Source organism: Mycetocola sp. Y171 (assembly GCF_056713165.1).
The window spans coordinates 363,976-380,895 of the sequence record NZ_JBWYGX010000002.1 but is presented as its reverse complement, the minus strand read 5'-3'; the positions used below and the strand labels follow the sequence as shown (position 1 = coordinate 380,895).

The window sequence follows — 16,920 nt, the reverse complement described above, 5'->3', positions numbered from 1 at the left end:
GGCCGCCATAGACTCGAATCACCATGACAGACGGCACCCCGGCATTCAGCATCCGCTCCGTGGCCACCGTGGTCTTTCTCCCGACGCTGTTGTTCTCGATCGGTGAGGGCGCGTTGATCCCCCTCATTCCGATCGCCGCAACGAGCCTCGGCGCCAGCCTTGCCATCGCCGGGGTCATCGCCGGGATGCTCATGATCGGCGAGCTCGTCGGCGACATCCCGAGCGGATGGCTGGTCAGCCGGGTCGGTGAGCGTCCCGCCATGATCGGGGCCGCCCTGCTCTCGATCGTTGCCGTCCTCGGGGCCGTCCTCTCCCCCAACGCCTGGCTGCTCGGCGCCTCGATCTTCGTGCTCGGGCTCTCGACAGCCGTGTTCGCGCTGGCCAGGCACGCGTTCATGACGAGCTACGTGCCGCTGCAGTACCGGGCGCGGGCCCTGTCGACTCTCGGTGGCGTGTTCCGCGCCGGTCTGTTCATCGGCCCGCTCATCTCCGTCCCGGTGATCCACTTCACCGGAGGAGCGCAGGGCGCGTTCTGGATCATGGTGGTGTCGTGCCTCGCCGCCGTCCTGATCCTCGTGCTGCTCCCGGATCCGGAGTCCATGTTCGGCTCAGTGGCCCAGGCCCGGCGCAACGGGCACACCCACACCGCCGGCCAGGACCTGGCCGCTGAGGAGTCCCACGGCTTGTTCCGCACTCTCTGGATGTTTCGGGGCGTGCTGGCACGGATGGGGTCGGGGGCCGCTCTGATCGGCGGCATGCGAGCCGCGCGCACGCTGATTCTGCCGCTGTGGGCGGTGAGCCTTGGCGTCAGTGAGGCCAACACCGCCCTCATCATCGGACTCGCCGGCGCCGTCGACTTCGCGCTGTTCTACGTCAGCGGCCAGGTGATGGACCGGTTCGGTCGCCTCTGGAGTGCCGTGCCGTCGACGATCGGCCTCAGCCTCGGGATGCTGCTGCTCGCCTTCACCCATGACCGGCCGGACGCCGTGGTCTGGTTCATCGTCGCAGCCGGCGTGCTCTCCGTCGCCAACGGACTGGGCAGCGGCATCCTGATGACGCTCGGAGCCGACCTCGCTCCCCCGGCGCATCCGGCCCCGTTCCTCGGGGCGTGGCGGTTCACCGGTGACGCGGGTTCGGCGACGGCGCCGCTCGTCGTCGCCGGGCTGACCGCCCTCCTGTCGCTGTCGTTCGCGGCTGGGGCGGTCGGAGTGATCGGGGCGATCGGGGCCTGGCACCTCGCCCGGATGATCCCCCGCTATATCCCCGGTCGGCCGAAACAGGCGGTCTAACGCAACGACCCCCACGCTGACCCGCTGATGACGACGACGCAGATCAGCGTGACGACAGCGATGGCGCCGAAGACGCTGGCCAGGGCCAGGAGCCGCTTCCGCCCAGCCGGGACGGCGAAGCGGACGACGAGCAGGGTCAGGTAGAGGCAGATGACGACAGTAAGCCCGATCCAGGCGACGACCGGTTCCAGCGCGACAAGGCCGAACAGTACCGCGACGCAGATCCCCGTGAGGAAGGCGCCGAGCACCAGCCAGACCAGTCCGGTCGATGTGGTCAGCGCGGGCTGGTTGCGTACCCCGGTCGGATCCGGCAGGTCAGTCATTTCTGCTCCGCTCGCCAATCGTCGCTCGTGATGTGGGAACCGCCCTGCGGCCCCATCTGCAGCATCCCGCCGTCGACCGCCCAGGATGCACCTGTCACATAACTGGACTGGGCGGATGCGAGGAAGGCGATCACCGCGGCGACCTCACGGGCGTCGCCCGGTCGGCCGAGCGGAACTCCCGGTCGGTGGTGGTCGTGCGGGTCTTCGTCCTCCTGGCCGGTCATCCCGGTGGAGATCTCTCCTGGGGCGACCGAGTTGGCCGTGATCCCGAACTCGCCGAGTTCGAGGGCGAGAGTCTTGATCAGACCGCCGAGCCCGTGCTTCGCCGCATCGTAGGCGCTCGAGGCGTATCGCGGCTGGTGTTCGTGCACGCTCGTCGTGGCGATGATCCGTCCGCCGGCCCCTGCGTCGACCATCCGTCTGGCGGCGCGCTGGATGCACACGAAGGCGCCGTCGAGGTCGGCCGCGACGGTGTGGCGCCACTGCTCGAGGGTCATCCCGAGGAACGGGACGTTGTCACCGAGACCGGCGTTGTTCACGAAGACGTCGATGCCGCCGAGGTCGTCGCAGAGCGCGTCGATGGCGTCGCCACAACGCTCCAGGTCGGTGGTGTCGAGATGGGAGACGACCGCGTTCCTACCGCGCGCACGGACCTCTGCGGCCGTTCTGTGCGCTCCCTCTTCGTTGCTGCTCCAGGTGACCCCGACGTCCATCCCGGCTTCGGCGAGCGCAACCGCGGTCGCGCGCCCGATCCCCGAACTGGAACCGGTGACGATGGCAAAGCGAGGGGTGAACGTCATGTGAGGAGCCTCCAGGTGCGGCGATCGGAATGCTCCCACCGAACACCCTCGTGCGCCTTCGTCTCAAGCCCTTGACGTCATTTCGCCCTCAGCAGGCGATGCGATGTCATCCCGCGGTCGGCGAGACTACCTCCGCAGGAGGACGAGGCGACCGGTGTCGGACCCTCAGCATGGAAGACATGAACAGCGCCTCACCACGACACCGCCTCCTTCCCGCCCTCGCGCTCGCCCTCCCACTGGGGATCGCCTTGTCCGGCTGCTCCGTCATCGACGAGGTCGCGCACAAGATGCGCACGGAACACTTCGACACGGCAGCCGAGCTCACCGACGATTGGCAGGGCGACGCGCCGTGGTTGCCGACAGATGCCACAGACATCCGGATCCGTGAGTCGACGATCAACGACACAGCGGTGCTTCTCGCCACCAGCGACACCGATCTCGATCCGGCGGTGTGCACCCAGGTCAGCCGACAGTCCGCTCCCGCCTATTCAATTGACGATGCGCCCGATGCCTACGGCACTGATCAGGTGTACGCCTGCGGTGTCTGGACCGTGATGGCGTCTGATGACGGCTGGTACGGCTGGAACCCGGGCCACCCGGACGAGCAGGCGAAGGCACCGAAGCCGTAGCCCGGTCGGGGTGGCGTCACCGACGCCGGACGTCAGCCGAAGGTTGCCGCGAACTGAGGCGAGCAAGTCTCTCGCGACGTTGGGCCGCCGGGGAACCGATGGCCTTCGTCGAGGAGAACCGAGCGGAACTCCGTGTCCTCGATGAGATGGAATGCCAGCTCGCCCTCGAACCGGTCGACGATCCGGTACAGGTCGTCGTGTGAGACGCCCAGACGTTCGGTGAGCGCTCGCTCCAGGTCCTCTTCGTCGACACTGACGAGGGCACTCAGCCGAGCCAGGGCGGACTCCGCAGGGTGGGTCGCGAGTCGGCTCGCCACGGCTTCGGGCGCAGGGAGCGGCGCGGTGAGCATGGCGGCAGCATCGACGACTCCGGAACCGTAGGCGTCGGCATCCCAGTCCGCCGGGACGCGGGATCCCCCTGAGCCGAGTTGGTGGAGGAAAGCGGCCTGGACGCGAGGGCCGTACCGTTCCCTGAGCGCTTCCGGCCCGTGGTGCGCGCACCACAGGGCGGCGACACCGGCCAGGTGGGCGACGGCGTAGGAGGTACCCGAGGACCGGAACACGTCCGCGTGCGGGGTGTCACCGGTCCAGAGATACCCAGCGACGTGCACTCCCCACCCTGGCGCGCTCACGTCGACGGCACGGCCCCTCGACGACTCCGGCCATGGCTGGTCGTCCGGCCCGGTCGCCGCGACAGCCAGGCAGTTCGCGTACGAGGCGGGCGCGACAACGATCCGCACATTGTTGCCGGCCGCGGCCATCACGATCATCCCGGCGTCCACCGCGCGTTGGATCGCGGCACGCAGGCCGAAGAACCCCTTGCCGCCGACGCTGATCGACACCACCGGGCAGCCGGTGACCCGCGCGTGTTCGACCGCGCGCGCCACGTCACTGTCGAAGAGCTGTACGACGCTTTCCACCGCGCGGAGCGGGACCACGCGCGCCCCGGGCGCAACGCCGACGATGCCGTCTTCCTCACTCCCCTGCCCGACCATGACACTCGCTGTCGTCGTGCCGTGCCCAGGAAACGCAAGCGGCCAGGGGGAATCGCTCGGGGGCACCATCGGGTCGCGGGCGTCGTCGTCGTTGTCGATGACATCCCGGTCGGTGGCGAGATCCAGTGCCGCCCTGCCGAGATTCGGATGGAGGGTGTACCCGGTGTCCGGATGCCCGATCCGGATGCCGTTCCCTTGTCCAGGCTCGAGCGCCCAGGCCTCATCGCACCGGATCGCGTCACGGGCCCAGCGCGCGGACTCGCTTCCCGGAGGGAACTCCTCGGCGACGAGCGACCGGGCGTCGTGCGGCTCACCGATGAACGCCGTCACCGGGAGGTCCGCTTCCGCCCTGCTGACCGTCCCGGTCTCGAGGATCTCCTGCACCAGGGTGTGGGCACGACGGGCGTACTCCGCAGTGCCGACCTCCTCGTCGACGTGCCCGCAGATCAGCACCAGGCGGTCGTCGTCCGCCGCGAGCGGCTCGATGTTCCAGTCGCCGAGCGAGCCGTTCAGCACATCAGACAGCGCATCGGGCGGGGACTGGAGCGGGTGGCGGCTCTCGACGCAGATTCGCATCTCGTGCACTCGCCGCGTCGCTGCGGCATCCGCTCTGTCCATCTGGCACTCCGCTCCGATCGGGAACCCGCGTGGGTCGGAGCCTAGCGATGCGGTGCGCCGCCGGACAAGGGTCACCGGAACACCGAGCGAGCCACCGCCGTCACTTCCAGCCGGATGCCGTCCGGCACGAACAGGGTCAGGACCGGTGGCGGCCACGCCGCAGACACCGTCACGGTGGCACTCTTGCCGTCGAGGGAGGCGGCTTCTTCGAGGGCGAGGCGATCGAAGGTCCCGACGGGGTTGTCCTCGAGGAAGCCGGTCACGGCATCCCTGACTTCCGGCGACCGGAGGGTGAGTGCCGGCTCACCGCCGTCGAGTGACACGGATGACAGCTCGAACGCCTCCGCCCCGACGAGGGCAGCGGCGTCGGCAAGGCTGTACAACCTCTTCCGTTCGAGGTACAGCGACGTGGCCGCCGCGACCAGCAGGATGAGAAGAAGAGAAAGCATCCCGTAGAAGATGGCGAGAATCAGGGTCGAACCGTCTTCGCCGGGCCCGCCGCGCAGCATCCGTCTCATCGCTCGGCCCAGAACCGGGAGACCTGCTGGCGCGCGGTCGCCTCCACGGGCACGCTCGCCGCATGGGAGAGGTTGAGCACATCGGGGACCAGCGGCAACGGCACGGTCACCCGGACGGTCACTGTCACGACGGCATTGCGAGCCGGGCAGGAGGCGCCGGTCGACCCGCTGCACGACACAGAGACGGATGCCGCCTCCGGGTCGATCCCGTAATCGGCCAGCCCGAATTCGATCGCGCGAGCTGCGCGCTGGGCTGCGTCCTCCGGCGACTCCGCCTGGACGAAGACACGGGCCGCCTGCCGCGCCGCGCCCTCTGTCGCGAGCGCTCCGGCCTGCACGGTGGCCAGCGTCAGGATCAGATACACGAGCGGGACGAGAAGGATCAGGCCGGCCGTGACGAACTCGAGTGCTGCCGTTCCCGCGTCATCGACGAGGCGGAACGGGCGCGGACGGTGCTCACTCGTCGAGGGTTTCGATGGCGGCATGACCGCTGACCTCCAGTGCGCTGTCGAGTCCCACCAGCCCGATCAGGGGCAGCCGGGTGACGACACGGATGCCGACGCTGGGGTGACCGAGGTACGTCCCGTAGTCGGCGGAGACGTCCGAGGCGAAGTCGGACCCGACCGCGACGGTGATGAGCTCGCGAGTGCGCGCCACACCATCTGCCGGTTCGTTGTCGGCGAGCGCCGCGACTCGCGCTCCTTCCGCGGCCGCGTCGATGACAGTGTTCCGCACATGCAAGGCCAGCCCGAGCTGGAGAACTGCGAGGGTGAGCACGGTCAGCAGGATGGCCACGAACGTGAACTCGACAACGGCGGACCCGTCGTCGTCTTTCCACGCCGCCCCAACCATGACTACATTCCCGAGACCCGGGCAATGGCCTGCTCGAAGATCTGGCTGAGTGCCGGACCGGCGAGACTCCAGATCAGGACGACGAGTCCCGCAGTCATCAGGGTGATGAGGACCCAGCCCGGAACGTCGCCCCGTTCGTCATGAACGTGATCGCGCAGGGATCGGTATCGTCTCGACAGGGTGGTCATGATGTCTCCTTCGGTTCGTTGGGATGCGTCCGGGCTGCTGTCAGAATCCGGACTGGAGCACGAAGACTCCCGGGTAGATGGCGAAGAGGATCGAGAGCGGCAGGATCAGGAAGACGAGTGGAACGAGCATCGCCACCTCCTTCTTGCCGGCGATCTCCAGGAGTGTTCGTTTGGCATCCTCACGGGCATCCTGCGCCTGGGCCCGCAGCACCTCTGCCAGTGGAGATCCGCGCTCCAGTGCCGCCGTCAGTTGTTCGACACAGCGGGTGAGTGCGGCGAGGTCGACCCGGCGAGCGCAGTCAGCAAGGGCTTCGGTCAGGGGGATGCCGGTGTTCACAGCACTGACGACCCCACGGAACTCGCGGCTGACCTCGCCGGACCCAATGCGGGCCACCCGCCGGATCGAGTCGAGGATGCCCTCCCCCGCCGACAGGCTGAGACTCAGGAATTCGAGCACGGTGGGAAGCTCGGCGGCGATCCTCCCCAGCCGTGATCGCGCCTGACGCTTGAGTGCCGTGTCGCGGGCTACTGCTCCCGCCACGGCGCCGATGATCGGCGCTGCCGCGACGAGGATCGTCGGGAGGGTGCGGTTGGCACCTCCGACAACGGAGACGAGCACGCCGGCTGCGGCGCCGACGAGTGCCCAGCCCAGTTGCTCCACCCGGAATCGATGCACGGTGGAGGCGCTGCCCGCCTGGCCCAGACGGCGCTGCACGACGGCCGTCCCGCCGAGCAGTCCGGCCAGGAACTCGACGAGTCGGTGCACCGTTGGGGCGAGGAGGGTCCCGAGGATGGGGATCGGATCCACGGTCCGCTTGAGGGTGAAGACCCGTGCGCCTTCTGACACGTCCACGATGTACGGCGCGACGCGTTCGGCGAGAGTCGGCCCGCCCATTCGCGGCAGCACGGTCGCGAGCGACCAGAGGCCCAGCCCGAGGATTCCGCCGAACAGCACGCCCCAGGCCAGTGTCGCACTCATCGGAACCACCGTCGTTCCTGCGGCAGCCGCCCGAGCGAGAGCATCGCGCGGTAGGCGAGAAGTGAAACCGCCGCACCGCCGGCGATGAGCACCGCCCCACCAGCGGAGTTGTACGCCAGCGCTGCCTCCGGTCGTGTGGCCAGCAGAAGGAGGATGCACCAGGGCGCCGCGACTCCAAGCTTCGCGGCGTTGCGGATCCAGGATTGCCGAGCCTCCACCTCTGCGCGGATGGCGATGTCCTCCCGGAGGTATGCGGCGAGGCTCCGGAGCACGACCGTGAGGTCTGAGCCTCCCACGTCCCGTGCCATCCTGAGCGTTTCGAGGATCCGGTCGGGAACCGGATCGGCCAGGGTGTTCTTCAACCGGTCCAGACATCCGCCGAACGACCCTGTGCTTCGGTAGTCGTTCTCGAAGGAGACGAATTCCGGACGCAGGGCCTCAGGGCCGGTGTGCGCGAGACTCGCGACGGCGTCGGGCAGGGCCAGCCCCGAACGCACGGCGCCGATGAGGTGGTCGACGACGTCCGGCCAGAGCGAACGGTTCGACGCACGACGTGCGCGCGCCCTCCACCGGACGATAAGAAGAGGCGTGAGTCCCCCGAGAGCGGCTGCGCACAGCGAGAGCGACCCGACACGCAGCACCGCCTGGGCGAGCGCGCCTGTAACGATCCCGGCCAGCACGGAGAGTGTGACGAAGACGGCCGGGGGCACCCGCCCCAAGCCCGCGAGCGCAAGCGCCGCCTGAAACCGTCCACTCGACTGCGTCCGCTGCCGTGTCTCCTTCGCCCGTCTGGGGAACAGCCAGGGCGAGGCCACAAGCAGCACTCCGGCCGCCAGGAGACATCCGAGTGCGATGGCCATCAGGTACCTCGCCGGAGGATCGCCGCGGGGTTGAGTCCCGCGTTCTCGAATTTCACCAGCCGGGTGGGGTGGCTCCCCGTCGGTTCGAGGAGTCCGTCTCGCATCGCGAACAGAGGGCTCGCCTCGATCACCGGCCCATTGAGGGTGCCGCTGAGTGCGAGGATCTGGACCACCCGCCTGAAGCCGTTCCGGTCCAGCTCGCAGTGCACGACGATGTCGATGCAACTCGCCACCGTGGGTTGGACGAAGGAGGCGTCGATGTTCCGGCCGGCGAGCAGCGGAAGCGTCGACAGTTTGACGAGGGCGTCCCTGGCCGAGTTGGCGTGGATGGAGCACATTCCGGGGACCCCGGAGTTGAGCGCGATGAGAAGGTCGAGGCTCTCCGCCTCACGAACCTCGCCGACGATGAGACGATCCGGCCGCATCCGGAGCGCCTCCTTGATCAGCCGACGCAGGGTGATCTCGCCAGTGCCCTCCAGGCTCGGCTGCCTGCACTGCATCGCGACGACATCGGCAGCGGCGAGGTCCAGCTCGAACGTCTCCTCGACGGTGACGATCCGTTCGGTCGTCCGCACACTCGACAGGAGTGCGCCGAGCAGCGTGGTCTTGCCCGCCTGCGTGGCACCGGAGATAAGGATGTTCTGGCCGGCGAGAACACAGCACCGCAGGAACTCCGCCGCCTGCGTACTGAGTGACCCCCCGGACACGAGACTGCTCAGGTCGCGGACGTGCCGGCTGAACTTGCGGATGTTCACGGCCATGTGCCGCCTGGTCACATCCGGGATCACGACGTGAAGGCGGGAACCGTCCGGCAGGGACGCATCGACGAACGGAGAGCTGAGGTCAACGCGGCGACCGGTGGTCTGGAGCATTCGCTCCACGAGGTCGCGCACCGAGGTCTCGGTCAGCACCGTGTTCGTCAGTTCGGGGATGCCGTCCCGCGCCACGAACACGCGCGTTGGCGAGTTGATCCAGATCTCCTCGATGCTCGGGTCATCGAGGTAGGGCTGCAACGGCCCGAACCCCGTCAACGAGGCGACCACCTCGCGCTGGGTCACGACTTCGTCATGCAGAAGCGGGAGCGCGCTGCCGAGGGCGCGTTCGCTGTAGCGCCGAACCTCTTCGCGCACATAATCCTCGGCGAGACCGTCTGCCCCTGACAGGTCGACGCCCTCCCGCCGCACCCGGTCGCGGACACGGCTGGTGATGATCTCGGTTGCCGACGTCATCCTGAAAGTCTGCCCAAACCATCCGCGGCCCGTTCGGGTTATCCACAGGGAGGTCCCAACGGTGCTTTGGAACCTCACAGGATGCTGAGATCCCTGCCTCTATGCTGGTAATCACTCGCGGGAGTGGTGAAATTGGCAGACACGCAGGATTTAGGTTCCTGTGCTTTCGAGCGTGTGGGTTCAAGTCCCACCTTCCGCACGAGGGCATGTCGCCGACCGGCCTCACAGACAACTGACTATCGGAGTAGCTTCGCATGATCCATACCGGGCTCATTCCCTGGCTCGACCCAGCGACCATCATCGACGGCGCGGGGCCATGGGCCCTACTCGTGATCTGCCTGATCGTCTTCGCCGAGACCGGGCTCCTCGTGGGCTTCCTTCTCCCCGGTGACACTCTCCTCGTCATCACGGGCATCTTCACCTTCGGTGGCATCATCAACATCGACATCTGGTGGGTGGCCCTCGCAATCGGCTTTGCAGCTTTCCTCGGCGGTGAAGTCGGCTATCTGATCGGCCACAAGGCCGGCCCGCGCATCTTCGAGCGCAAGGAATCCGGCATCTTCAGCATCGAGAACGTGCAGCGCACCAACGCGTTCTTCGAGCGGTTCGGCGGTCTCGCCGTCATCCTCGCCCGCTTCGTGCCGATCATCCGCACGTTCGCGCCCGTCGCCGCCGGTGTCGGCCACATGAACTACAAGAAGTACACGCTTTACAACCTGATCGGTGCCGTCATCTGGGGCGCAGGTCTCACCTACTTCGGTTACCTGCTCGGGTACATCCCTCCTGTGGCTGAGTTCGTCCAGGAGTACATCGACGTCATCCTCATCGGTGCCGTCGTGATCACGCTGATCCCGACCGTGTGGCACTACATCCAGTCGAGCCGCAAGGCCAAGCGTCTCGCAGCAGCGGGCGCAGACGTCGTCACCGATGAGGACGAAGCGCGTCAGATGGTGCTCGACGCCAAGGCGTTCGAGAAGAAGCCCGAACTCTAGGACCTCATTCCCGCTCAGGAATGTTGCGGATGCTCGTGACCGGCGTGTTTGGACGGCTCGAGCTGGAACGTCGAATGCTCGACGTCGAAGTGACCGGCGAGGCACTCTGACAGGGTGTCGAGCATCTCACCTGCTCGGCCTTCTGCGAAGACCGCCGGTTCGACGACGACGTGCGCCGTGAACACGTGCTCCCCCGTCGTGATCGACCAGACATGGACGTCGTGCACGTCGATCACGCCCGGGGCACCACGGATATGGCTGCGGATCAGCTCCACGTCCGTGTCAGGCGGTGTGGACTCGTTGAGCACCCGCCACACGTCGCGCAGGAGGAACCAGGCGCGGGGCAGGATACCTGCGGCGATGATCAGGGAGGCGATGGCATCCACCTGGACGAACCCGGTGAGCAGGATGATGACAGCGGCGATGATCACGCCGATCGACCCGAGCAGGTCGCCGAGCACCTCGAGGTAGGCCCCTCGCATGTTGATCGACGTCTTTGCCGAGTCGCGCAGGATGAGCATCGACACGGCATTCGCCACGAGGCCGACGATCGCCACGACGAGCATCGGCCCGCCGAGCACCTCGATGCCCTCAGGGTCCATCAGGCGGGTCACGCCCGTCACGGCGATCGACACAGCGACGACAACGAGGATGATTCCGTTCGCCAGCGCACCCATCACTTCGACCCGCCGGTACCCGTAGGTGTGCCGTTCGGTGGCTGGGCGCGCGGCGATACCGAGCGCCACGAGTGCGATCAGGAGGCCGGTGAGGTCGCTGAACATGTGGCCGGCGTCTGCAAGCAGGGCGAGGGACCCGGTGAGGATTCCTCCGACCACCTCTGCGACGAGGACGACGGCGACGATGGCGATGACGAGCACCAGCTTGCGCCGGTTCGTCGTGTTCTGAGCGTGATCGTGTGCCATGGTTCTTCCACGCTAAGCCCCGTCTGGGGCTCCGGGCCAGCGGAACGCACAGATAGGAATGATCGCCGTTCTCATCACCGCGGCTGCGAGGTCCGGAGGGCTAGCCGAGCGCCGGCTTCACGTCCCGCACGATCGATTCGAGGATGCGGGCGTTGAACTCCACGCCCAGCTGGTTGGGCACCGTGACGAGCAGGGTGTCAGCGGCGGCGACCGCCTCGTCCTGTGCGAGTTCGGCGGCGATCTGATCGGGTTCGCCGACGTAGCTGCGGCCGAACCGCGCGAGTCCGCCGTCGAGCACGCCGACCTGGTCCTTCGCCTCGACCTGGGCGCGGAGGCCGAAGTAGTGCCTTGTCTCGTCGTCGATGAGGGGAATGATGCTCCGGCTCACCGAGACGCGTGGTTCACGATCGTGACCGGCTTCCGCCCATGCCGCCCGGAACATCCGGATCTGCTCCGCCTGGAGCTGGTCGAACGGCACACCCGTGTCTTCGGTCAGCAGAGTCGAGCTCATGAGGTTCATCCCCTGCTCGGCGGCCCAGACGGCTGTGGCCCTGCTGCCGGCGCCCCACCAGATCCGCGCGGGCAGACCGTCGGAGCGCGGCTCGATCGGGAGCGGCTGGTCGACGCCCGTCATCTGCGGGTTCGACCGGGCCACTCCGGCGCCGGCGATGGCCGCACGGAAGAGTTCCGTGTGCCGCCTGGCCATGTCTGCGTCGCTCTCGCCGTCGGCGGGAAGATGGCCGAATGATTCGTAGCCGCGCAGGGCGGTCTCGGGTGACCCTCTGCTGATGCCGAGCTGCAGCCGCCCGTCGCTGATGAGATCCGTTGCCGCTGCTTCCTCGGCCATGTAGAGCGGGTTCTCGTAACGCATGTCGATCACGCCGGTGCCGATCTCGATGCGGCTCGTCCTGGCTGCCGCAGCGGCGAGCAGCGGGAACGGCGAAGCGAGTTGCCGGGCGAAATGGTGCACCCGGAAATATGCGCCGTCGACGCCGACTTCCTCAGCGGCCACCGCGAGCTCGATCGACTGGAGAAGCGCGTCCCTGCCGGTCCTGACCTGCGATCCGGGTACCGCTTGCGAATGGCCGAAGGAGAGGAACCCGATGCGCGTCATGCTGAGTGCAGCGCCCAGGGGTGCGCGTGTATTCCTCCGGTCAGGCGAAGCGGATCTCTAGCGCCCATCCTTCTTCGCCTGGCGCCTGGCGCCCTGCGACTGGCTCGATGCGTCGCGTTTCATTCCCCCGGTCGTCTGCTGATGCGAGCGCGCTCGACCCGTGTCAGTGCCGGGTGCGCTCTCGATCCCGGATGATCCCGGTCCGGTCGATTTGCCGGCGCTCGCCCGTGCCAGACGCTCATCCTTGAGCGACTCAGCGGCGTCATGCGCGACCCGAGCCAGTTCGCCGCTGACGATCGACAACGCTTCTTCGAAAACGTAGGCCCGCGCCCGAGCCTTGTCGGACTTGCTGGCGGCAGCGCCACGGGCCCCGGCGTCGACGACTTCGCCCGCCGCTTTTCGTCGATAGTTCGTCGTGTGCTTGTTCCGCGCCCGTCGGACGCGCTTGTGCAGCGAAAGCAAGCCGTCTTCATCCAGCTGCGCGAGGCGAGCGTCCTCCAGTTCGCGAATGAGATCGAGCTCGTCCTGTTTCAACACCCACAGATATTGGTCCATTTGCCGATGCTCGCACACTTCGCCGTACCGGGAAAGAGAGGATGTTGCGTCGAGTCGCCCACTTTGACGGGTGCTCGCGGCGGCTCACCCGTCGAAGTGGGCAACTCGCGGTCAGATCAGGGTGCGGAGCGTCGGCACGAGGTCGGCGAAGGCCCGTGCCCGGTGGCTGATCTCGTTCTTCGTCTCCGGCGGCAGTTCGGCGGAGGAGACCGCGTGGCCTTCGGGGATGAAGATCGGGTCGTAGCCGAACCCGTTGGTTCCGGATGCCTGCGTCGCCAGTCGACCGGGCCACACGCCCTCGGAGACATGCTCGAACCCGCCGTGAGGGAGTCCATCAGGCACGACGAGAGCGATCGTGCAGCGGAAGCTGGCCGACCGGTGTTCGGCAGCGATGTCGGCGAGCTGGGCCAGCAGGAGGTTGAGGTTGTCGCTGTCGCTGTGCCCCGGTCCTGACCACCGAGCGGAGAAGATGCCTGGGGCCCCGCCGAGCACGTCCACGGAGATGCCGCTGTCGTCGGCGAGGGAGATCTTCCCGGTGTGCGCTGCGGCCGTCCGAGCCTTGATCAGCGCATTCTCGCTGAAACTCACCCCGTCCTCGACGGGTTCGGGGCCGTCGTACGCGACGACCGTGATCTCGGGCATGGCGCCGCCGAGGATCCGCTGGAACTCCTGGACCTTGTGCTGGTTGTGCGTAGCCAGCACGACCTCGATACTCATGCCGAGTCGCGCCCGAGGGCCTCGACCTGCAGCTTCGTCAGGTCCGCGGCGCCGCCGAGGGCGAGGTCGAGGAGCGAGTCGAGTTCGCGGCGATCGAATGGGGCGCCTTCGGCCGTGCCCTGCACCTCGACGAAGAGGCCGCGGCCGGTGACGACGACGTTCATGTCGGTCTCTGCGCGCACGTCTTCGACGTAGGCGAGGTCGAGCATGGGTGTGCCGTCGATGATGCCGACCGACACGGCCGCAACGCTGTCGATCAGTGGTGAGGACTTCTGGCCGATGAACTTCTTCTCGCGAGCCCACTCGATGGCATCCGCGAGGGCGACATAGGCGCCGGTGATGGCGGCTGTGCGGGTCCCGCCGTCGGCCTGCAGCACGTCGCAGTCGATGACGATGGTGTTCTCTCCAAGAGCCTTCGTGTCGATGACGGCGCGGAGGCTGCGCCCGATGAGGCGGGAGATCTCGTGAGTGCGCCCGCCGATGCGGCCCTTCACGGACTCACGGTCCATGCGGCTGTTCGTCGACCGGGGAAGCATCGAGTATTCGGCGGTGACCCAGCCCTTGCCCTTGCCTGCCAGCCAGCGCGGCACTCCGTTCGTGAACGAGGCGGTGCACAGCACCTTCGTGTTGCCGAAGGAGATGAGGGCCGAGCCTTCGGCCTGGGCGCTCCAGCCGCGCTCGATGGTCACCTCACGCAGTTCGCTCGTCGTTCGGCCGTCTTTGCGGGTGATGTCGGTCATGTCGTGGTTCTCCCTGGTGGGCGCCGATCGGCGCGGGTGTCGGAAAGGCGAAAAATCAGTGGCTGCGGATGTCGGATGCTGCGCGAAGGCCGGACAGGTCGATGACGCCGGTCTGCACGAGGTCGACGTGCGAGATCTCGCGGCCGATCAGCCGGTGGGCAAGTTGCAGGAACTCATCCTCGCTCGCGCCGGTTGCCTCGTAGTGGTGTGCAGGCGGTGCCGGGCTGGTGCGTTCGAGACCGCTGGAGACCAGCTCTCGGTAGACGTCGTTGGCCGTCTCCGTGTCGCTCGAGACGAGGGTCACGTCCGAGCCCATCACGTACGAGATGGCCCCCTTCAGGAACGGGTAGTGCGTGCAGCCGAGCACGACAGTGTCCACGCCGGCGTCTTTGAGCGGCTGGAGGTAGGCCTGCGCTGTGGCAAGGACCTCGGGGCCTGTGGTGATGCCGTTCTCCACGAATTCGACGAACCGGGGGCAGGCCTGGCTGAACAGTTCCAGGTCCGGGGCTGCGGCGAACGCATCCTCGTATGCCCGGGAGTTGATGGTCCCCGCTGTGCCGATCACGCCGACGCGGTGGTTGCGTGTGCTGCTCACGGCCGTGCGGACGGCGGGCTGGATGACCTCGATCACCGGAACGGAGTACCGCTCACGGGCATCCCTCAGCATGGCCGCGGATGCCGTGTTGCAGGCGATCACGATCATCTTGACGCCCTGGGCGACGAGATCGTCGAGCACCTCGAGGGCATACCGTCGCACGTCCGCGATCGGCTTCGGACCGTACGGGGAATGAGCGGTGTCGCCGATGTAGAGGATCTCTTCGTTGGGAAGCTGGTCCTGGATCGCACGCGCCACGGTGAGCCCGCCGACGCCGGAGTCGAAGATCCCGATAGGCGCGTCATTCACACTCCCAGCCTACTCGCCGCATTCACCGGCCGTAATCGTCGCCGCCATCGCTAGGCTGGCGTCGTGAATCCAACGCCGATCCCCGGGGCCTCGACCGCGCTGCACACCGATCGCTACGAACTGACCATGGTCGATGCGGCCATCCAGCACGGAACGGCAGACACCGAGTGCATGTTCGAGGTCTTCGCACGCCGGCTGCCAGGCGCCCGCCGCTACGGCATCGTCGCCGGCACCGGCCGACTGCTCGACCTGATCCGCGACTTCCGGTTCGGTGACGCCGAGCTCTCCTGGCTCAGGGAGAACGACGTCGTGACCGCGAGAACGCTGGACTGGCTGGCCGATTACCGCTTCTCCGGCGACATCTGGGGGTACCGCGAAGGTGAAGCGTACTTCCCCAACTCCCCCGTCCTCGTCGTCGAGTCCAGCTTCGCCGAGGGTGTCCTCCTGGAGACGCTCGCGCTCAGCGTCCTCAACTACGACAGCGCCGTGGCGAACGCCGCCACGCGGATGGTGACCGCCGCGCGAGGCCGTCCGCTGGCCGAGATGGGCTCACGCCGTGCACACGAGCACAGCGCCGTCGCAGCATCCCGCGCCGCGTACATCGCCGGTTTCGAAAAAACCAGCAACCTCGAAGCGGGGCGCACCTGGGGCATCCCGACCATGGGAACCGCAGCGCACGCTTTCACTCTGCTCCACGACTCGGAGGAGGAAGCGTTCCGCGCCCAGGTGGCAGCGGTCGGCGCAGACACCACTCTCCTCGTCGACACCTACGACGTCCTCGAAGGGGTCAGGGCAGCAGTGCGGGCTGCTGGCACGGGCCTCGGCGCCGTCCGACTCGATTCCGGCGACCTCCCCACCCTTGTCGTCGAGGTCCGCGACCTGCTCGACTCACTCGGCGCGACCGGAACGAAGATCACGGTGACAAACGACCTGGACGAGCACGCGATCGCCACACTCGCCGCCGTCCCTGTCGACTCATACGGGGTCGGAACATCGGTCGTCACCGGCTCCGGATCCCCCGCGGCGGGAATGGTCTACAAACTCGTTGCGCGCCGCGGCGCGAACGGCGAGTGGATCTCTGTCGCCAAGAAATCAGCTGAGAAGGTAAGCATCGGCGGACGCAAGTTCCCGGTTCGACGGCTCAACGGGGCGAACATCGCCGTCGAGGAGCTCATCTACGTCGGCGACGGCCCCGAGGATTCCGATTCGGGTTCCACTTCGGAGCGCCCCCTGCTGGTTCAACTCATCCGCGACGGGAAGATCGACGAGCAGTACACCGGTCCTGAGGGCACCAGGCTGGCCCGTGAGCACCGTGCGCGGATCCTCTCGGAGTTGCCGGCGGATGCCTCGCGGCTCGGTCGCGGGGACCCGACGCTCCCGACGACCTTCAGGAACTGAACGGCTCTATTCGGACTTCATCTTCTCGTAGATGGCCTTGCAGCTCGGGCAGACCGGGAACTTCTCCGGGTCGCGCCCCGGGGTCCACTTCTTGCCACACAGGGCCTTGACCGGCTTGCCGCTGAGCGCCGACTCGAGGATCTTGTCCTTCTTCACATAGTGCGAGAAGCGTTCGTGGTCGCCGGGTTCGATTCCCTCGTTGTTGAGGAGTTCCTCCAGCTCACGGTCCAGGACCGAGGTGCCGCCGCCCTCCGATGGGGAGCCGGGATCTGCAATGCTCAGGCGCGCGTCAATCAT

At 67.3% G+C, this 16,920-nt stretch carries 21 protein-coding genes and 1 tRNA gene; 5 read left to right on the top strand and 17 right to left on the bottom strand.

The window, feature by feature from the left end:
• The first annotated feature begins 23 nt into the window (after positions 1-23).
• Positions 24-1,289: an MFS transporter gene (locus tag AC1M2K_RS11445; protein ID WP_480241073.1), complete on the top strand. Its 1,266-nt coding sequence runs from the start codon at positions 24-26 to the stop codon at positions 1,287-1,289.
• Here the strand turns inward: AC1M2K_RS11445 and AC1M2K_RS11440 are convergent.
• Positions 1,286-1,612, bottom strand: coding sequence for a hypothetical protein (locus tag AC1M2K_RS11440; RefSeq protein ID WP_480241072.1), 327 nt, complete (start codon positions 1,610-1,612; stop codon positions 1,286-1,288). The two genes, AC1M2K_RS11445 and AC1M2K_RS11440, sit on opposite strands and share 4 nt — an antisense overlap.
• A complete protein-coding gene (locus AC1M2K_RS11435) occupies positions 1,609-2,412 on the bottom strand; it encodes an SDR family oxidoreductase (RefSeq protein WP_480241071.1) in 804 nt (267 codons plus the stop codon). The genes AC1M2K_RS11440 and AC1M2K_RS11435 overlap by 4 nt, the downstream gene beginning before the upstream one ends.
• A 179-nt stretch (positions 2,413-2,591) precedes the next feature.
• Here AC1M2K_RS11435 and AC1M2K_RS11430 point away from each other — a divergent pair, with 179 nt between their 5' ends.
• A complete protein-coding gene (locus tag AC1M2K_RS11430) occupies positions 2,592-3,041 on the top strand; it encodes a hypothetical protein (RefSeq protein ID WP_480241070.1) in 450 nt (149 codons plus the stop codon).
• 32 nt (positions 3,042-3,073) lie between these two features.
• Here the strand turns inward: AC1M2K_RS11430 and AC1M2K_RS11425 are convergent, their stop codons facing one another.
• From AC1M2K_RS11425 to AC1M2K_RS11390, 8 genes are all read right to left on the bottom strand, one after another.
• A complete protein-coding gene (locus AC1M2K_RS11425; protein WP_480241069.1) occupies positions 3,074-4,654 on the bottom strand; it encodes a S8 family peptidase in 1,581 nt (526 codons plus the stop codon).
• Positions 4,655-4,725: 71 nt separating this feature from the next.
• Entirely contained in the window at positions 4,726-5,172 is a 447-nt protein-coding gene (locus tag AC1M2K_RS11420; RefSeq protein WP_480241068.1) for a pilus assembly protein TadG-related protein, read from the bottom strand.
• Entirely contained in the window at positions 5,169-5,657 is a 489-nt protein-coding gene (locus tag AC1M2K_RS11415; RefSeq protein WP_480241067.1) for a hypothetical protein, read from the bottom strand. The genes AC1M2K_RS11420 and AC1M2K_RS11415 overlap by 4 nt, the downstream gene beginning before the upstream one ends.
• A complete protein-coding gene (locus AC1M2K_RS11410; protein WP_480236990.1) occupies positions 5,629-6,024 on the bottom strand; it encodes a TadE/TadG family type IV pilus assembly protein in 396 nt (131 codons plus the stop codon). The genes AC1M2K_RS11415 and AC1M2K_RS11410 overlap by 29 nt, the downstream gene beginning before the upstream one ends.
• A 2-nt stretch (positions 6,025-6,026) precedes the next feature.
• Positions 6,027-6,212 carry a hypothetical protein gene (locus AC1M2K_RS11405; protein ID WP_480236991.1) on the bottom strand — a complete coding sequence of 62 codons (186 nt, stop codon included), beginning with the start codon at positions 6,210-6,212 and terminating at the stop codon, positions 6,027-6,029.
• A gap of 40 nt (positions 6,213-6,252) precedes the next feature.
• Positions 6,253-7,191, bottom strand: coding sequence for a type II secretion system F family protein (locus AC1M2K_RS11400; protein ID WP_480241066.1), 939 nt, complete (start codon positions 7,189-7,191; stop codon positions 6,253-6,255).
• Positions 7,188-8,051: a type II secretion system F family protein gene (locus AC1M2K_RS11395; protein ID WP_480241065.1), complete on the bottom strand. Its 864-nt coding sequence runs from the start codon at positions 8,049-8,051 to the stop codon at positions 7,188-7,190. Before AC1M2K_RS11395 ends, AC1M2K_RS11400 begins: the two co-directional genes overlap by 4 nt.
• Positions 8,051-9,280 (bottom strand): TadA family conjugal transfer-associated ATPase, encoded by a 1,230-nt coding sequence (locus AC1M2K_RS11390; RefSeq protein ID WP_480241064.1) that lies wholly within the window; start codon positions 9,278-9,280, stop codon positions 8,051-8,053. The genes AC1M2K_RS11395 and AC1M2K_RS11390 overlap by 1 nt, the downstream gene beginning before the upstream one ends.
• 117 nt (positions 9,281-9,397) lie before the next feature.
• Between AC1M2K_RS11390 and AC1M2K_RS11385 the strand changes: the two genes are divergently transcribed.
• Together AC1M2K_RS11385 and AC1M2K_RS11380 are read left to right on the top strand one after the other, a co-directional pair.
• Positions 9,398-9,479 (top strand) — tRNA-Leu (locus tag AC1M2K_RS11385).
• 55 nt (positions 9,480-9,534) lie between these two features.
• Positions 9,535-10,272 carry a DedA family protein gene (locus AC1M2K_RS11380; protein ID WP_480236995.1) on the top strand — a complete coding sequence of 246 codons (738 nt, stop codon included), beginning with the start codon at positions 9,535-9,537 and terminating at the stop codon, positions 10,270-10,272.
• 14 nt (positions 10,273-10,286) lie between these two features.
• Here AC1M2K_RS11380 and AC1M2K_RS11375 read toward each other — a convergent pair whose 3' ends face one another.
• From AC1M2K_RS11375 to murI, 6 genes are all read right to left on the bottom strand, one after another.
• Positions 10,287-11,195 (bottom strand): cation diffusion facilitator family transporter, encoded by a 909-nt coding sequence (locus AC1M2K_RS11375; RefSeq protein WP_480241063.1) that lies wholly within the window; start codon positions 11,193-11,195, stop codon positions 10,287-10,289.
• 100 nt (positions 11,196-11,295) lie between these two features.
• Positions 11,296-12,309 carry an LLM class flavin-dependent oxidoreductase gene (locus AC1M2K_RS11370; protein ID WP_480236997.1) on the bottom strand — a complete coding sequence of 338 codons (1,014 nt, stop codon included), beginning with the start codon at positions 12,307-12,309 and terminating at the stop codon, positions 11,296-11,298.
• Between the two features lie 57 nt (positions 12,310-12,366).
• Entirely contained in the window at positions 12,367-12,864 is a 498-nt protein-coding gene (locus AC1M2K_RS11365; RefSeq protein ID WP_480236998.1) for a hypothetical protein, read from the bottom strand.
• 111 nt (positions 12,865-12,975) lie between these two features.
• Positions 12,976-13,581, bottom strand: coding sequence for an RdgB/HAM1 family non-canonical purine NTP pyrophosphatase (gene rdgB / locus AC1M2K_RS11360; RefSeq protein ID WP_480241062.1), 606 nt, complete (start codon positions 13,579-13,581; stop codon positions 12,976-12,978).
• Positions 13,578-14,321: a ribonuclease PH gene (rph, locus tag AC1M2K_RS11355; protein ID WP_480237000.1), complete on the bottom strand. Its 744-nt coding sequence runs from the start codon at positions 14,319-14,321 to the stop codon at positions 13,578-13,580. Before rph ends, rdgB begins: the two co-directional genes overlap by 4 nt.
• A gap of 55 nt (positions 14,322-14,376) precedes the next feature.
• Positions 14,377-15,225, bottom strand: coding sequence for a glutamate racemase (gene murI / locus AC1M2K_RS11350; protein WP_480241061.1), 849 nt, complete (start codon positions 15,223-15,225; stop codon positions 14,377-14,379).
• Between the two features lie 126 nt (positions 15,226-15,351).
• Here murI and AC1M2K_RS11345 point away from each other — a divergent pair, with 126 nt between their 5' ends.
• Positions 15,352-16,623 (top strand): nicotinate phosphoribosyltransferase, encoded by a 1,272-nt coding sequence (locus AC1M2K_RS11345; RefSeq protein WP_480241733.1) that lies wholly within the window; start codon positions 15,352-15,354, stop codon positions 16,621-16,623.
• Between the two features lie 6 nt (positions 16,624-16,629).
• On the opposite strand, the gene AC1M2K_RS11340 is transcribed toward AC1M2K_RS11345, so the two are convergent.
• Positions 16,630-16,920, bottom strand: coding sequence for a DUF3039 domain-containing protein (locus tag AC1M2K_RS11340; protein ID WP_480237002.1), 291 nt, complete (start codon positions 16,918-16,920; stop codon positions 16,630-16,632).

Bases quoted from the DNA above. Each gene is read 5' to 3' on its own strand.
- AC1M2K_RS11445 (WP_480241073.1), top strand. From the start codon at position 24: ATGACAGACGGCACCCCGGCATTCAGCATCCGCTCCGTGGCCACCGTG.
- AC1M2K_RS11440 (WP_480241072.1), bottom strand. From the start codon at position 1,612: ATGACTGACCTGCCGGATCCGACCGGGGTACGCAACCAGCCCGCGCTG.
- AC1M2K_RS11435 (WP_480241071.1), bottom strand. From the start codon at position 2,412: ATGACGTTCACCCCTCGCTTTGCCATCGTCACCGGTTCCAGTTCGGGG.
- AC1M2K_RS11430 (WP_480241070.1), top strand. From the start codon at position 2,592: ATGAACAGCGCCTCACCACGACACCGCCTCCTTCCCGCCCTCGCGCTC.
- AC1M2K_RS11425 (WP_480241069.1), bottom strand. From the start codon at position 4,654: ATGGACAGAGCGGATGCCGCAGCGACGCGGCGAGTGCACGAGATGCGA.
- AC1M2K_RS11420 (WP_480241068.1), bottom strand. From the start codon at position 5,172: ATGAGACGGATGCTGCGCGGCGGGCCCGGCGAAGACGGTTCGACCCTG.
- AC1M2K_RS11415 (WP_480241067.1), bottom strand. From the start codon at position 5,657: ATGCCGCCATCGAAACCCTCGACGAGTGAGCACCGTCCGCGCCCGTTC.
- AC1M2K_RS11410 (WP_480236990.1), bottom strand. From the start codon at position 6,024: ATGGTTGGGGCGGCGTGGAAAGACGACGACGGGTCCGCCGTTGTCGAG.
- AC1M2K_RS11405 (WP_480236991.1), bottom strand. From the start codon at position 6,212: ATGACCACCCTGTCGAGACGATACCGATCCCTGCGCGATCACGTTCAT.
- AC1M2K_RS11400 (WP_480241066.1), bottom strand. From the start codon at position 7,191: ATGAGTGCGACACTGGCCTGGGGCGTGCTGTTCGGCGGAATCCTCGGG.
- AC1M2K_RS11395 (WP_480241065.1), bottom strand. From the start codon at position 8,051: ATGGCCATCGCACTCGGATGTCTCCTGGCGGCCGGAGTGCTGCTTGTG.
- AC1M2K_RS11390 (WP_480241064.1), bottom strand. From the start codon at position 9,280: ATGACGTCGGCAACCGAGATCATCACCAGCCGTGTCCGCGACCGGGTG.
- AC1M2K_RS11380 (WP_480236995.1), top strand. From the start codon at position 9,535: ATGATCCATACCGGGCTCATTCCCTGGCTCGACCCAGCGACCATCATC.
- AC1M2K_RS11375 (WP_480241063.1), bottom strand. From the start codon at position 11,195: ATGGCACACGATCACGCTCAGAACACGACGAACCGGCGCAAGCTGGTG.
- AC1M2K_RS11370 (WP_480236997.1), bottom strand. From the start codon at position 12,309: ATGACGCGCATCGGGTTCCTCTCCTTCGGCCATTCGCAAGCGGTACCC.
- AC1M2K_RS11365 (WP_480236998.1), bottom strand. From the start codon at position 12,864: ATGGACCAATATCTGTGGGTGTTGAAACAGGACGAGCTCGATCTCATT.
- rdgB (WP_480241062.1), bottom strand. From the start codon at position 13,581: ATGAGTATCGAGGTCGTGCTGGCTACGCACAACCAGCACAAGGTCCAG.
- rph (WP_480237000.1), bottom strand. From the start codon at position 14,321: ATGACCGACATCACCCGCAAAGACGGCCGAACGACGAGCGAACTGCGT.
- AC1M2K_RS11345 (WP_480241733.1), top strand. From the start codon at position 15,352: ATGGTCGATGCGGCCATCCAGCACGGAACGGCAGACACCGAGTGCATG.
- AC1M2K_RS11340 (WP_480237002.1), bottom strand. From the start codon at position 16,920: ATGATTGACGCGCGCCTGAGCATTGCAGATCCCGGCTCCCCATCGGAG.